Here is a 15,098-nt window from a genome sequence, read left to right as displayed (position 1 = left end):
ATTGGAAATAAATGTTATTGCTCAAGCAAAGTCGAGGTAACTTCTGTTTTTATATAGCAAAAAAGGCATAATAGACAAAGAGCAGTCGTAACAGTCATAAAGGTAAAAAAATGCAAATAATCAATCCTCATGATTTTGTTTGGGTCGGCAGCAATGAAGATGTCGAGATAGAATCACTCCCTGAATGGGTTAGCGCACAGTGGAATAGCAAATTGCCACTGACGGTATACCGTGATAAGGCAGAAGACGGTAATGTGACGGTCGCAATAAGGGGGATTAAGCCGCATCAACGTGCTACGACACAAATTAAAAAATCAGCAATCACGCACATCATGAATGTTGAGTCATTGGTGGCTGATTCCGTTGAATTACAACGGTCGATGTTTATTGCATTGCCACCCGTACAGGTTTTATGGCTAATTTCACAAACCAAATGGCCGTGGAAATGGGGCGTGGCGGGGAGCTGCGCCTATACGTTGGCAACGGATATTCAAAGCATGCTGTCCGATTGCGACCTCGATGTAGTACTGCGCTGCCCAACGCGCCATCAAAAAGAAGATTTTGCTGAATTTGCCATCAAAGCGAATACACCTTACTGCCCCATCGATATTCATGTGGAAACGCCGAAAGGGGGGTTTTCATTAGCTGAGTGGTTTAAAAATGACCAGGTGACATTGCATACACCACAAGGTGATGTGATGACAGCAGATCCGTGGGATGAAACGCTTTAAATTGCGTTTGTCGTAAAAATGCACGTAACTCGTTTGTTTGTTAAACATATTGTTTAATAATTAATTTTGATGCTCGTGCAGGTGATTTTTTACCGAACAATAATTGGTTGAAAATAGCGCAGAGAAAAAAGACTCTGCGCTATTTTTTTAATGGTCGATATGGGGCTCTTGAATGCCCGCTTGTCGCCATTCTTGCATCGCAGGCAAGCTCAGCATACGGGCAACCCATTGTTGTGCCGCTGCATTAACTGGCAGCTGGTAACTGTGGATGCGAAATGCGACAGGGGCATAAAAAGCATCTACCGCTGTAAATTCATTTCCAGCCAGCCAAGGGCCGCTAAATTTTTCCAGCCCTTCTTGCCACAACTGTGAAATTCGGTCGATGTCTGCCTGTAACTCACGGGATATCACAGTTAATGGTGCATTGCGAGAAACATCCATAGGGCATTGTTGGCGCAAGGCAGTGAAGCCTGAGTGCATTTCAGCACTGGCACTGCGTGCCCAAGCCCTAGCTATACGGTCTGTTGGCCACACTTGTGGGTGATCTTCAGCAACATATTCACAAATTGCTAAAGAATCCCAAACAGTGTGCTTTCCATCCACTAAACAAGGCACTAACCCGGTAGGTGAAAAACGGCTAAATTTATCATGGCTATTTTTGCCATTTTCAAAAAAGCAGATATTTTCCTCAAAAGGAATTTGCAGTGTTTTTAATAAAACCCAAGGACGTAATGACCAAGAAGAGTAATTTTTGTTAGCAATCCAAAGTGTGTACATAGGCGAACCTGCTCATCAAAAAAGTAGGGAAGAGAGAATACCAATGTAAAAGGAAGATGGTGGGTCTACAAACGTTTTTTATCGCTAAACAGAATATAACGAATAAGAATAAGATAGAATGAATTGCACTATTAAAAAATAAACTGTCATAGTGATTTACAAAACTGGAAAAAACTTTATTCAAATTTTATTATTTAATATAGACAAAATGGAATAATAAACTATTTTTTATAATGGTGATCGTATTTGAATATCTTCAACAAAATATTTGTTTAACTTTGGGATAGGAATAAAATTAATTTCACCTTATGATTATTACGGCTTAGCTAATTAAATATCACCTTCATCTCTAACTGGTTTTTTATCATGCAATGGAAAAATAATACAACCCGTTATGGGCACATTTCGCTGCTCATCCACTGGTTAGTCGCAATTGTCGTATATGGAATGTTTGCTTTAGGTTTATGGATGGTGACGCTGGGCTATTATGATAGTTGGTACCACCAAGCACCAGAAATTCATAAAAGTATAGGAATATTATTATTTATTGTTATGGTATTTCGTGTGATTTGGCGATTTATTTCACCGCCACCAAAGCCATTATCAAGTTACAGTAAATTAACTAAAGCCAGTTCTATTACTGTTCAAATTCTGATTTATATTATTTTATTCAGTATTTTGATTAGCGGTTATTTAATTTCGACTGCTGATGGACAGCCAATCAGCGTATTTGGTTGGTTTGATGTTCCCGCTTTATTTACTGGCGCTGCAACACAAGCGGATACCGCAGGTGAAATTCATTTGTACCTCGCTTGGGCGGTAGTTTTATTGTCAGTTTTACATGCGTTTGCTGCATTTAAACATCACATCTTTGATCGTGATATTACATTAAAAAGAATGTTGGGTTTTAACCCCGATAAGTAACGTGGAGATAATTATGTTGAAGAAAACGGTTCTTGGTCTGGCTTCTGGTGCACTATTTTTAACGGCAGGTTCTGCACTTGCTGAAACTTATCAATTTGATAAGCAAGGCCAACACGCTTTCATCGAATTCCGTATTCAGCACTTAGGTTATAGCTGGGTATACGGCAGTTTTAAAGATTTTGATGGTAACTTTACTTATGATGCAAAAGACCCATCAAAAGACAAAGTTGAAGTGACGATTAAAACAGGCAGCATCGATACTAACCATGCAGAGCGTGATAAACACTTACGCAGCGCAGACTTTTTAAATGCCTCTAAATTCCCTGAAGCGAAATTCGTTTCAACGGAAGTGAAAAAAGACGGTGAAACCTACAAAATTACGGGTGACTTCACCTTAAATGGTGTAACGAAACCAATTACGTTAGATGCAAAACTCATGGGGGAAGGTAAAGATCCATGGGGTGGATACCGTGCAGGTTTCGAAGCGCAAGGTAACATTAAGTTGAAAGAGTTTAATATTAAGTCTGATTTGGGCCCTAAATCCCAAGAAGCTCAACTGTTAATTTCAGTTGAAGGCGTTCAGACTAAATAATTCTATGACAACACCCTCGGGGAGATAAACCTCGAGGGTGTTTTTTTCATAAAAGAACGAATTGATTTTTTGTGGCAATTTCCCTCTTTTTTCCCGCGCAATTTCCCTTATTCCTATAGCTAGCCCGCATTGATACAGGCTAAAATAGTCGATATCACTTTTTTCAGGTTAATTCAGAATGTTATCGTAATGCGCACTATAATTACCTAAGAGGCTTAATGTCATTGGGTGATTGAATGTGACGAAAAGGTAACGTAATAACGTGAAAATGAGAGTAGTTATTCGTTTTATTAAGAAAAGGCAGGGCGACTTTGAATACAAATAGTTCACGTAAAACCGCATTGATTGTTAGCATTATATTTATTGCATTTGCAGTCGGTTTTTACTGGTTAAGCAAAGATAACAATGTGTTATCTACAGACAATAATACCGCTATCCACTCAGAAGCGTTAGCGCAAGCTGAGAAAGAGCTGCCAATTATTGCGACAGTGAAAAAAATCAGCCCTGAAACCTATCAAAGCTTTGAACACCTGATTACACAATACGACCCTGAAAACGAAGATATTCGTCGCCAATTATTCGACCAAGTTGTTGGTAGTGTGATGAAACTGGTCTTAGAACGGATGGAATATGCATCTGATGATGCAGTGATTAATTTTACCAGTAAGGTTAATGATTATCTTAAAGTTTTATTGGAAGAAGACCCTACAGGGAAAACCTGTTTTTATTCACTATTTCCACATTTAAGAGAAACGGCTGAAATCATTCCACCGAAAAAAAGCCAAGCAGTGTTATTGAAGCAAATTCAAGCGACCAATGAATTATTGATTTCCAGTGAAGCAGGTAAAACTCAGGCGTTAATGTCACCCACTGAATATACCCAAACACTCGGCCAATTAGCCGCTGGTCTAAGTACTAAATATGGTGCAGATGCTGCAATTCTTGGGAATTTAGAGGCAGGTAAAAAATCCCCTGCACTTGCTTGCCAAATATCCATCAGTTTTTATGATGAAATTCTTGCTATCCCTGATAACGGGAAAAAAGCCGCATTATTGCGTTCTTTATTTTCATCGGTGAATAATTAGTTTTAGGTTAAATAGTCGCACCTCTTAATGGGGTGCTATTATGTATTATCAATTATTACATTTATTTTATTCACATCTCCTGTCATTTTTTATACTTTACCTACGCAAAACTCATTATCTGCATTTATGTAGTATGCTTACTATATCAATATGTTAGTTTTATCTCTTTGGGAGGTGGTATGAAGTTCGTTCAAAAAAGTATTGTGACGCTCATTACCTTAGCGGCAATTTCTTTGCCTGCCGTGGTTAGTCAAGCTTGTACCCGTGTTGTGTATTTAGGGGAAAATGAGCAAATCATGACAGGGCGAACCATGGACTGGAAATATGATATCGGCACTAATCTTTGGATCTTTCCACGTGGTATGGCGCGGGATGGTGTAGCGGGGCCGAATTCAGTGAAATGGAAATCGAAATACGGCAGTGTGATTGCTTCAGGGTACGATATTTCGACCACTGATGGTATTAATGAAGAAGGTTTAGTTGCTAATCTATTGTGGCTAGCAGAGTCTAAATACCCGCAAATCAATGATAAACAACCTGCATTATCGATTTCACTCTGGGCGCAATATGTTTTAGACAACTATGCGACTGTCGCCGAGGCTGTTGAGGCGCTTGAAAAAAATCCATTGCTGGTGGCCACTGATAATGTTCCTGGCCAAGACCGTTTAGCTACTTTACATTTATCGATTTCTGATGCTAGCGGTGATAGTGCAATCATTGAATATATTGATGGCAAGCAAGTTATTCATCATAGTCGTCAATATCAAGTCATGACCAACTCGCCAACCTATGAAAAACAACTGGCAATGCAGGAGTATTGGCAAGGTATTGGTGGTACTGTGATGTTACCCGGTACTAACCGATCGGCAGACAGGTTCGCTCGTGCTCAGTTTTATGTCAATGCCATCCCTCAAAATACCACAGCAAATAAAGCAGTTGCGAGTGTATTTGGGGTGATCCGTAACGTCTCTGTACCTTATGGTTTAAGCTCTGAGTCTTCCCCTGAAATCTCTTCAACTCGTTGGCGTACCCTTGTAGATCATAAGCGTCAATTATACTTTTTTGAGTCTGCACTCACGCCTAATATTTTTTGGACGGATTTAGCGAAAATCGATTTTTCGGCTGAGACTGGAAAAGTGAAAAAGTTGGATCTAGGTGAAGAGCAAAGTCATATCTATTCAGGGGATGCCACTAATAATTATGTGGTGACAAAACCATTTGAGTTCTTAGGGCTTAGCGCAAAACAATTAGGTTATTAGTGTCCAATCTTAGGGTATCAACCTACGGTAATTGCTGTAGGTTGATATGTATCAAAGCCTCAGTAATTTATTGATGAATACTTTGCAGATAATAAATTAACAGTATAAGATGTATTTAAAATGCAACTTATTGGTGATGATATGAACGAGCTAGTGTGTTACAAGACCATGCCTGTCTGGGATAAAGCGTCTCTTCCTTTAATGTTTCAAGAACGTCATAACACAAAAGAAGATTCTTATGCGCAATTGAAGGTGCTGCAAGGCTCTTTAGATTTCATCATTTTTAATGATGATGGCAGTGAACAACATTTCACGTTTGATATAAATAACCAGCCACCAATAATTGAGCCGCAAGTCTGGCACCGCATTTCTAAATGTAGCGATGATATGCAGTGCCAGCTTTCATTTATGTGTAAGCCTGAACTTAAGTTTTATAAAGAATACGGTTTAACAACCCCACATTCTGAAGTGCGTTATCTGTGTGAAAATAATCTTGCTAAGCCATGTAAAACGCTGGATCTTGGTTCAGGGCGTGGGCGAAACAGTTTTTACCTTGCATTGCAAGGGTATGATGTCACGTCGGTTGATATCAATCCGCAACATATTCAGGCAATTGATTTTGTTAAAAAACAGGCAGGTATTGATAATATTAATACCGCGGTTTATGACATCAATAGTCACCAAATCCAAGGTGATTACGATTTAATTATTTCTACTGTGGTATTAATGTTCTTACAGCGAGAAAAAATTACTGATGTGGTGAGAAACATGCAAGAGCACACGCTATCAGGTGGAGTCAATGTGATTGTCTGCGCAGTTGAAACGCCAGATGCACCATTGGATTTAGTGCCATTCAAGTGTTTCTTAAAACCAGGTGAACTAGAGGGGTATTACCAAGATTGGGATATCTTAAAATACAATGAAAATCCTGGGCATTTACATCGTACAGATGCACAAGGTAACCGTATTAAATTAAATTTTGCGACACTGATTGCTAAAAAGAAATAATTAAGATGAGGGGGCTAATAAAGCCCCCTCAGACTGCTGACAAACCGACTAGGTTTGACTACAGGTCGGATTGGTTTTGAAAAAGACTAAGGAAAATCAATTTATTGATTTTCGGCTGATAACACGAAGCAGGAAAAACCACGCTTTTATCCTGCTTTGTCAACAACCTCAGGGGGCTAATAAAGCCCCCTGTTTTACACAAGAGTTATGCGTTTGCCGCTTTCTCTTTCTCGCTACGTGCTAAGGTTCTTTCTAATAAGACAGCGTATAGCGGTCTACCGCCTAAGAATTGAGCCATCATAGTGGCGCCAATACAGGTAATAATCATCGGTAGGATTAACTGGTAATTATTGGTCATTTCTAAAACTAAGACTATCCCTGTTAATGGGGCTCTCACTGTTGCTGCAAATAAAGCACCCATTCCAGCGATGGCAAATGTCCCCACTTCGATTTGGTATTCAGGAAAAAGTGCTAATGCACTGTAACCAAAAATCCCTCCAAATAATGTACCTAAAGCGAGTAAAGGTGAAAAAATCCCACCAGGTGCACCTGAGCTAAAGCTAATGGTCGACGTCAGAAAACGCAGTGCAAAAAATAATAATAATAAGGTAACGGTAAAACTGCCAGCAACCATCTGGTGGATCACAGCATAACCGCCACCAACTATTTCAGGCATGTAAACACCAATTGCGCCACAAAGGCCACCAATTAAACCGCCCATCAAGACAAAACGAGAAAGTTTATTTTGGTAAAAACGTTGAAACTGGCTTTGTAAGAACAGCAGGAAGTGGTTAAAACAAATGCCGATAATACCAAATAACATACCCAAAATAAGGTACAACCACAGGGTATTCATCGGAGCCGCAGAAAATTGACCAATATTGAGTACAGCAGCTTCACCGTTGATTAAGCGGTAAACAATTGTGGCAGTCACTACACCAATAAATACCGATTTAATGGAGATTAAACTGTATTTAAATTGCGGGCGCATCTCTTCGATAATGAATAATATGCCTGCAAGGGGAGCATTAAACGCAGTGGCTAAGCCTGCCGCTGCCCCTGAAGCTAATAAAGTATGGCGGGATTCATTATCCTTTAAGCGAAAAAGGTCATAGAACATTTGGCTAATATTTGCGCCTAATTGTACTGTTGGGCCTTCACGGCCTAAAACCATTCCTGAACCCAATGTGCCAAGGCCACCAATAAATTTTACGGGGATCACTCGCCACCATCTGACAGGGCGTAAATCTTGTAAAGCGCCTTCAATTTCAGGGATCCCTGACCCTCCAGATTCTGGAGAAAAGCGTTTTACGAGGTAATAGCCAATCATCGCTAAAATGGCGGAAACAAAAAACATGGTTACAACAACCAGCCACTTGTTATCAACAAATTCATCTACCGATTGAACTCGAGTATTGCTGACCCATGTTGTGCCCATTTCAAATAAAGAGCCGACTAATCCTACAAATGCGCCAATGATGGCGGACAGCAATAGGATCTTTAATGGCGTCTTGTCTGAGCTTTTTATTCGTGTGAATAACCCTTTAGCTGAAGAAGGGGGAGATTTTTGGGACGCGTTTGCCTGTATCATCTTTATTGGATTCTCTAATTACGACCAAATAACAACCACTTATATTTAGTATACCAAGGCTTACTCGAAAACCATCATAGGAAATGACTTTTTTTCATAAGGTAGGCTGAAAGGAACAAAAAGTCACACAGAAAAGGGCGAATCTGTTTATTTAGCATACTTTAATTGATGTGAATAGTTCTCATTAACATTGAATATTAATATAGATCAATAAATGGTTAGATAACCAGAAATGCCTCTTTTTTATTCTAATAAAGAGCGTAATCTTAATGTTGTATTTAAAATGCAACTTTAAGAGGCGAACAACATGTACTGTGTGCAATGTGAACAAACAATTAGAACTCCAGCTGGAAATGGCTGTGCATACGCGCAGGGTATGTGCGGTAAAACAGCTGAAACGTCTGATCTACAAGATTTATTAGTTGCTGTATTGCAAAGTTTATCTGCGAGTGCGGTTACTGCACGGACTTTAGGCGTTATTGATCATGATATCGATAGCTTTGCACCCCGCGCATTTTTTTCCACGTTAACCAACGTGAACTTCGATTCAGACCGTATTATTGGTTATGCACGTGAAGCGATTTATTTACGCGATAAATTAATCAAACATTGCCAGTCAGTGAATAGCGCAGTCGCATTCAATCACCCACTGATTAATTTGCAATTAGAGGGGACTGATATCCCAACACTGCAAGCACAAGCGGCAAAATTTGCATTAGATATCGATAAAGCCCAAGTGGGTGAAGATATCCACGGTCTGCGTATGCTTTGCTTATATGGCTTAAAAGGTGCGGCAGCGTATATGGAGCACGCACATGTGTTAGGCCAGTATGATAATGATGTTTATGGTCAATATCATGAAATTATGGCTTGGCTGGGTACATTACCTGCAGATATGAATGAACTGCTCAATAATTCCATGGCAATTGGTTTGATGAACTTTAAAATCATGGAAATCTTAGATGCAGGTGAAACTGGCGAGTTTGGTCACCCAACACCAACGGAAGTTAACGTTCGCCCTGTTGCAGGGAAATGTATTTTAATCTCAGGTCACGACCTGAAAGACTTAAAAATGCTATTAGAACAAACTGAAGGAACAGGGATTAATATCTATACCCACGGTGAAATGTTACCTGCTCACGGTTACCCTGAACTGAAAAAATACGCACACTTAGTGGGTAACTACGGTAGCGGTTGGCAAAATCAGCAAGTGGAGTTTGCGAAGTTCCCAGGCCCTGTATTGATGACTTCAAACTGTATTATTGACCCAGATGTGGGAGATTATAAAGACCGAATCTGGACACGCAGCATTGTCGGTTGGCCTGGAGCAAAACACCTCGAGGGTGATGATTTCGCAGAAATGATCGCGCAAGCACAATCATTAGCGGGTTTCCCATATACCGAAATCGAACACAAAATTACGGTTGGTTTTGGTCGACAAACCCTGTTAAGTGCAGCAGATGCGGTAATTGATTTAGTATCACAGAAAAAATTACGCCATGTATTCCTTGTTGGAGGATGTGATGGCAGCCGTGATGAAAGAAGTTATTACACTGATTTTGCACGTGCAGTACCTGAAGATTGTCTGATTTTAACACTGGCTTGCGGTAAATATCGTTTTAATAAATTAGATTTTGGCACCCTAGAAGGCTTACCACGCTTACTTGATGTGGGTCAGTGCAATGATGCCTATTCAGCGATTATGCTTGCTGTGAATTTATCGGAAAAACTGGGATGTGGTATCAATGATTTACCGCTGAGCTTAATTTTGTCGTGGTTTGAGCAAAAAGCCATCGTGATTTTATTAACCCTTCTGGCCCTTGGCGTGAAAAATATTTATACCGGCCCAAGTGCACCTGGTTTCTTAACTGAAAACTTACTCAATGTATTAAATGAGAAGTTTGGAATGCGTAGCATTACGACAGTTGAGCAAGATTTGGCTGAAATTTTACCTGCGTAATTAGCCAGAAAAACATTACAAGCCTAAACACAGATATGAGAAGAGAGGGGCGAAAGCCCCTTTAAAGGAGTCGTGCGATGACAATGCCAAGTAGTTTATGTCCAAATAGAATGCAAATTCATTCGATTATCCAAGAAACATCGGATGTTTGGACGATCAACTTAATTAATCATGATTTTTATATGTATTCACCAGGGCAATATGCATTGGTTAGTATTAAAAATAGTGATGATGTCATGCGGGCTTACACTCTCTCTTCATCACCAGGTCAAAGCCGTTATATTTCAATCACTGTTAGGCGGTTAGAGGATGGAGCAGGCTCTAACTGGTTAACGCGTGCAGTAAAGCCAGGGGATTACCTCTGGCTGTCTGAGGCTCAAGGGGAATTTACCTGTGCAAATGTGAAAAGCCAACAATATCTAATGCTTGCTGCGGGCTGTGGCGTGACGCCAATTATGTCAATGACCCGCTGGTTGATGGCCAATCGTCCAGAAACGCATGTTAAAGTATTATTTAATGTGCGAGACGACAAGCAAGTTATATTTGCGCAGGAATGGCAACAACTGACACGTGCATACCCAGAACGTTTACAGTTATGTATTATGGCTGAAACGCCAGATAATGGGGAGTTAGCCCAAGGTCGATTAAATGAAGAAAAACTACAAGCATTAGTCCCCGATATTGCTTCACGGGTAGTGATGACTTGTGGGCCAGTTCCTTATATGAAAAATGCTCAGCAATTTGCGGCTAATTTAGGTGTACCAGCCGAACATTTTTTTATGGAACGTTTTTCAACTGAGCCAGAAGTGGTTAATAGTGAAGATGTGCTGACGCTTAAAATTCGCCAGCGCCTCGCTGATTTTAAAGTGCCTGTGGGAATTTCGTTATTATCTGCGTTAGAACAAAATAAACAGCCTGTTATTGCTGCATGTCGTGCAGGTGTTTGTGGTAGTTGCAAGACAAAAGTATTATCAGGCAATTATACAACAACAAGTACAATGACATTGACCGCCGCTGAAATAGCAGAAGGGTATGTTTTAGCATGTAGTTGTCAATTACAAGGCGATACTGAAATAGCTTAATATTATTTAAATAATAATATACTGTCTCATGTATTATTTAATGGGACAGTATTTCATATAAAAGGTATTTAAAATTTACAATACATAAAATAAGAGTGAAATTTAATGTTCTAATAGCGGGGTTTGTATAAAATACACCGATAATTTACTTAATGTATTGATCGCTGAAACAGCAACTTCCTTATTCGGATCTTGGCACAAGTCTATGATTCTTATAATGGCATCATTATATTCAATCGTTGCTTTAAAATCCCCTAAAGCGGAAATCGCCGCGATTTTTATTTCATCATTTACACGAAATGTTAAGCTAGTTAACATTCCTACAATTACTTTATCCATAATAAAATTTTCACGGTTAATAAATCTTGATTTATTTTAAGATAAATCCGTTGATATTTAACTCTGAATTAAAATAAAAAAACATTTATTTAAATTTAAAAAAGTGCCCTTATGTTACTTTTTGGAGTTAAATAACCAAATAAGTAAATTTCCATATCTAAATCTCTGTTTTTTTGGTTTTGGTGAAAGAAAGAATTGGAGGGTATAATAGTATGAGTGATTTATCTTACTCGTTATGTGAGTGTGTATTATATTAAATGGGGCAAATTTGTCTTGAAAAGCTGAAATAGGCTATCGTCTTGAAATTTGGTCATTGTTTTCTTTGTATAATATAAAAAACTTTAACGATTATTTTAAATGCATTTTTAATTTTCTACATGGTTATTTGTTTTTTATGCTAACTGTTAATGGAAAGGTAATGGAAATTATTTAAAATTACATTTTGTTACTTTATTAGTTTATTTTAAATATTAACTTAAACGAGACCTAAACGGTAAGTTTTCAATGCGTAAAAAACCGTAGGAATAGGGTGGTAATTAATTTCTCAGTGGGTATAATTCGCGCCGCATCCAAAGTGCAGTATCTCGTTAGGCGAGGCTCCTATACAAACATAGGTTACTGATCTGACGACGTCGAGAGACGCCCAAGATTAGGACAGGATATATCGACCGAAGGTATATCCCCATGTAACTTCCTGTTAAAGGCAGGATACGTTGTATAGTGCTAAAACCGAGACGAAGAGATAGCTTTCGCATTCTCTCATCTGGTTTCGCCCCTATGTGAGTACTGTTTGAGTAACCAACAGTAACTAGGGACTAAAAAAATGACATTCACTACCCAGAACAAAGCGGGAGCAGTTGCTATTGCTCAATCCGCGATGAAAGACGCACGCCTCAAAGGCAACAATACACAACAACCAAAAATCGATGACGCGACAGTAAGCGCATATATGAGCCAATCATATTTGCCAGTTTCTGTTGCAGATTCAATTGCTTGTGTAAAACAGAACCTTATCGAACATCTTGAAGGCGAGCAAATTCCTACCTATTTATTTGTTGTCGATAGCGACAATTATTTAAATGGCATACTTTCAGTTAAATCATTATTAGCCTCACCTGAAGATTTATTCGTGTCGGATATTATGCGACATAATTATTTTTCAGTTGCGCCAGACCAATCTCGTCATGATGTTTATGACCTGATTAACCATAGCGGATTAGATATGATCCCAGTGGTGCAATTTGGCAAGCTAATGGGGGTTTTACGCCCACAAGATATCGCTGAACTGATTGAAGATGAGAATACACTTGATGCGCAGTTACAAGGCGCAACGACACCACTTGATGAGCCTTACTTAACCACAAGCCCAGTGACATTATGGCGTAAACGTGTAGTTTGGTTATTAATGTTATTTGTGGCGGAAGCGTACACTGGAACCGTTTTAAAGGCATTTGAAGAACAGCTTGAAGCTGCAATTTCACTGGCTTTCTTTATTCCATTATTAATTGGAACGGGGGGTAACAGTGGAACACAAATCACCTCAACGTTAGTCCGTGCGATGGCATTGGGCGAGGTGAGCTTGCGGAATTTAGGCACAGTCCTGAAGAAAGAGGTTTCAACTTCGTTTTTAGTCGCAATTACCATTGGCGGCGCAGCCCTAATCCGTGCTTGGATTTTAGGTGTTGGCCATGAAGTGACTATCGTGGTGAGCTTAACTATCGTCGCGATTACAATGTGGAGTGCGATTGTTTCTTCAATCATTCCAATGGTTTTAAAGAAAATGAAAGTTGACCCAGCCGTGGTATCTGCACCATTTATCGCGACCTTTATCGATGGAACTGGCTTAATCATTTACTTTGAAATCGCTAAGTTAGTGATGACGGAGTTTGCTTAAGCGCACGCCTCAAACTTGATGCGGCAGGAAATCAGTTTTCTGCCGCAGTTTCGATTAATTTTTCTTGTTTTAAAATCTCCCCACATTGACGGCACAAATATTGGTTTTCCCCTCGTACCACTTTATTATGGCGACGAATGGTTAATTGATGCACAGTTTGGCAAGCACAGTGGTAGGCAAATGTTTTGCTTTTTACCGTTGCAACGGCAAAGTTATGTGTGCGTTTCGCATCAACCTCCAATACATGCTGCATCATCCATTTCCATTCCTTTCCATGGGGAGCAACACCTTTACGCCCAAACACATGATATACCAACAAGTGTGCAAGTTCGTGAGGGATGACTTCATCGATAAATTTTTCTGTATTTTCAATCAGTAGTGTTGCATTGAGGCGAATTTCCCACTCTTTCAGGTAAGCGCTACCCGCCGTGGTACCTCGCTGTTTGTAGTTAACAGTGGGCTCAGGAAATGTTTGTTCCAGTTTTTGTTCAGCAAGGGCTAGCTTTTCGCGTAGAACCCGCATAACGTGCTGCTGTAGGAAAATAGGGACTCGAATGGTTTTCATTAGTTAAGAATACGCGATGCAGATGATCACAAACAAGTAAAAATTGACAGTTATTATATTAAATAATATATTGTATTTGTATATAATATTGTTAAATATAAGTGACTGTATGAATAATATCACATCGGAACAGCAGCTTTCAGCTATGAAACAGGCTGCATCACAAACGGCTTCATTATTAAAAACACTGGGTAACCCCGACAGGCTGATTTTATTGTGCCAATTGACTCAAGGAGAGGCTTGCGTCAGCGATTTGGAGCAACAACTCGGAATCCAACAACCTACATTATCCCAGCAACTTACTGTATTGCGTAATGATGGGCTTGTGAAAACTCGCCGTGAGGGCAAACGCATTTACTATGCAATTGCTGATGAAAAATTATTCACGTTACTCAATACGTTATATCAACTTTATTGCCCCGTGCAGGAGAAATAAGATGAGTATGGATTGGGTAAATTTCACACCAGTCTCGGCAGCAATCGGCGGGGTATTCATTGGTGTTGCTGTGGCAATTTTGTTGGTTTTTAACGGCAGAATTGCTGGGATTAGCGGTATTTTGGGCGGGCTCTTAAAACCGACTAAAGGGGACACTGCATGGAAGGTTGCCTTTATTTTGGGCATTATTATTTCGCCGATTTTATTTACGTGGTTTGCTTATACACCTGAAGTCAATATCGCGGCAAGTACGCCTATTTTGATCATTGCGGGTTTATTCGTTGGCTTCGGCACGCGCTTAGGGAGCGGTTGTACAAGTGGACACGGCATTTGTGGTATGGCGCGTTTTTCCCGTCGCTCAATTGTCGCGGTGTTGATTTTCATGATTGTTGCTTTTGTGACTGTTGCGATTTCTAATCATTTTGGGTTAGGGGGATAAACTGATGCCAATTCTTATTGCCTTAATTTCAGGGGTCTTATTTGGCTTGGGGTTAGTGCTTGCGGGGATGGGGAATCCAGCCAAAATTTTAGCATTCTTAGATATCACTGGAAATTGGGACCCTTCATTACTGGTGACGATGGCTGTTGCGATGGTGATTAGCGGAGTTTCTTATGCATGGGTGAAAAAGCGCCGTGTGAGCGTGTTAAATTGCCCGTTGCAAATTCCAACGAATCAAAAAATAGACAAAAAGTTGGTGTCTGGGAGTGTTGTATTTGGCCTTGGTTGGGGACTTGCAGGTATTTGCCCAGGCCCTGCATTGTTATTAACAGGATTGGGGATCCCCCAAGGAATTATTTTTGCGTTGGCAATGGTCGCAGGAATGTCAATTTACCAATTTAGCCAAAAATCTTAAG

Annotated in this window: 16 protein-coding genes and 1 riboswitch; of the genes, 12 read left to right on the top strand and 4 right to left on the bottom strand. The window is 39.8% G+C overall.

What is annotated here, in order from left to right:
* Window positions 1–110 precede the first annotated feature (110 nt).
* Entirely contained in the window at window positions 111–731 is a 621-nt protein-coding gene (locus tag KDJ85_RS08155) for a malonate decarboxylase holo-ACP synthase (RefSeq protein ID WP_225819219.1), read from the top strand.
* A gap of 147 nt (window positions 732–878) precedes the next feature.
* Here the strand turns inward: KDJ85_RS08155 and KDJ85_RS08150 are convergent, their stop codons facing one another.
* Window positions 879–1,508, bottom strand: a complete 630-nt coding sequence (locus KDJ85_RS08150) for a glutathione S-transferase family protein (protein ID WP_225819218.1) — start codon at window positions 1,506–1,508, stop codon at window positions 879–881.
* 366 nt (window positions 1,509–1,874) lie between these two features.
* Between KDJ85_RS08150 and KDJ85_RS08145 the strand changes: the two genes are divergently transcribed.
* The 5 genes from KDJ85_RS08145 to tehB all read left to right on the top strand — a co-directional run bounded on the left by KDJ85_RS08145 (window position 1,875) and on the right by tehB (window position 6,376).
* Window positions 1,875–2,432 (top strand): cytochrome b, encoded by a 558-nt coding sequence (locus KDJ85_RS08145; RefSeq protein WP_225819217.1) that lies wholly within the window; start codon window positions 1,875–1,877, stop codon window positions 2,430–2,432.
* Between the two features lie 13 nt (window positions 2,433–2,445).
* Entirely contained in the window at window positions 2,446–3,024 is a 579-nt protein-coding gene (locus KDJ85_RS08140; RefSeq protein ID WP_047756888.1) for a YceI family protein, read from the top strand.
* A 311-nt stretch (window positions 3,025–3,335) separates the two neighbouring features.
* Window positions 3,336–4,109, top strand: coding sequence for a topoisomerase IV (locus tag KDJ85_RS08135; protein WP_225819216.1), 774 nt, complete (start codon window positions 3,336–3,338; stop codon window positions 4,107–4,109).
* Window positions 4,110–4,288: 179 nt separating this feature from the next.
* Window positions 4,289–5,368, top strand: a complete 1,080-nt coding sequence (locus KDJ85_RS08130; RefSeq protein ID WP_225819215.1) for a linear amide C-N hydrolase — start codon at window positions 4,289–4,291, stop codon at window positions 5,366–5,368.
* Between the two features lie 120 nt (window positions 5,369–5,488).
* A complete protein-coding gene (gene tehB / locus KDJ85_RS08125; RefSeq protein WP_206082735.1) occupies window positions 5,489–6,376 on the top strand; it encodes an SAM-dependent methyltransferase TehB in 888 nt (295 codons plus the stop codon).
* Between the two features lie 205 nt (window positions 6,377–6,581).
* Here the strand turns inward: tehB and clcA are convergent, their stop codons facing one another.
* Window positions 6,582–7,967, bottom strand: coding sequence for a H(+)/Cl(-) exchange transporter ClcA (gene clcA, locus KDJ85_RS08120; RefSeq protein WP_225819214.1), 1,386 nt, complete (start codon window positions 7,965–7,967; stop codon window positions 6,582–6,584).
* 307 nt (window positions 7,968–8,274) lie between these two features.
* Between clcA and hcp the strand changes: the two genes are divergently transcribed.
* Both hcp and hcr read left to right on the top strand, forming a co-directional pair.
* The gene (gene hcp, locus KDJ85_RS08115; RefSeq protein ID WP_225819213.1) at window positions 8,275–9,927 is read left to right on the top strand and encodes a hydroxylamine reductase; all 1,653 of its coding nucleotides are present in this window, start codon (window positions 8,275–8,277) and stop codon (window positions 9,925–9,927) included.
* Window positions 9,928–10,004: 77 nt separating this feature from the next.
* Complete coding sequence (gene hcr, locus KDJ85_RS08110) at window positions 10,005–11,009, top strand: NADH oxidoreductase (RefSeq protein ID WP_225819212.1); 1,005 nt, start codon at window positions 10,005–10,007, stop codon at window positions 11,007–11,009.
* 102 nt (window positions 11,010–11,111) lie between these two features.
* On the opposite strand, the gene KDJ85_RS08105 is transcribed toward hcr, so the two are convergent.
* Entirely contained in the window at window positions 11,112–11,348 is a 237-nt protein-coding gene (locus tag KDJ85_RS08105; protein WP_206082731.1) for a HEAT repeat domain-containing protein, read from the bottom strand.
* 576 nt (window positions 11,349–11,924) lie between these two features.
* Window positions 11,925–12,097: riboswitch (M-box (ykoK) riboswitch) on the top strand.
* Between the two features lie 74 nt (window positions 12,098–12,171).
* On the opposite strand from KDJ85_RS08105, the gene KDJ85_RS08100 reads away from it, so the two are divergent.
* Window positions 12,172–13,242 carry a magnesium transporter gene (locus KDJ85_RS08100; protein ID WP_225819211.1) on the top strand — a complete coding sequence of 357 codons (1,071 nt, stop codon included), beginning with the start codon at window positions 12,172–12,174 and terminating at the stop codon, window positions 13,240–13,242.
* A 31-nt stretch (window positions 13,243–13,273) separates the two neighbouring features.
* Here the strand turns inward: KDJ85_RS08100 and KDJ85_RS08095 are convergent, their stop codons facing one another.
* A complete protein-coding gene (locus KDJ85_RS08095) occupies window positions 13,274–13,807 on the bottom strand; it encodes a SprT family zinc-dependent metalloprotease (RefSeq protein WP_225819210.1) in 534 nt (177 codons plus the stop codon).
* Between the two features lie 109 nt (window positions 13,808–13,916).
* On the opposite strand from KDJ85_RS08095, the gene KDJ85_RS08090 reads away from it, so the two are divergent.
* Genes KDJ85_RS08090 through KDJ85_RS08080 form a run of 3 tightly spaced genes read left to right on the top strand, consistent with a single transcriptional unit; the run spans window position 13,917 to window position 15,097 of the window.
* Window positions 13,917–14,243: an ArsR/SmtB family transcription factor gene (locus KDJ85_RS08090; protein WP_206082728.1), complete on the top strand. Its 327-nt coding sequence runs from the start codon at window positions 13,917–13,919 to the stop codon at window positions 14,241–14,243.
* A 1-nt stretch (window position 14,244) separates the two neighbouring features.
* Window positions 14,245–14,682, top strand: a complete 438-nt coding sequence (locus tag KDJ85_RS08085) for a YeeE/YedE family protein (RefSeq protein ID WP_225819209.1) — start codon at window positions 14,245–14,247, stop codon at window positions 14,680–14,682.
* 4 nt (window positions 14,683–14,686) lie between these two features.
* A complete protein-coding gene (locus KDJ85_RS08080) occupies window positions 14,687–15,097 on the top strand; it encodes a DUF6691 family protein (protein WP_225819208.1) in 411 nt (136 codons plus the stop codon).
* The last annotated feature ends 1 nt before the right edge of the window (window position 15,098 follow it).

The organism is Providencia vermicola (genome assembly GCF_020381325.1).
Taxonomy (GTDB): Bacteria; Pseudomonadota; Gammaproteobacteria; order Enterobacterales; family Enterobacteriaceae; genus Providencia; species Providencia vermicola.
Note: the sequence above shows the minus strand (reverse complement) of the source record. Positions and strands in the feature narration are given on the sequence as shown.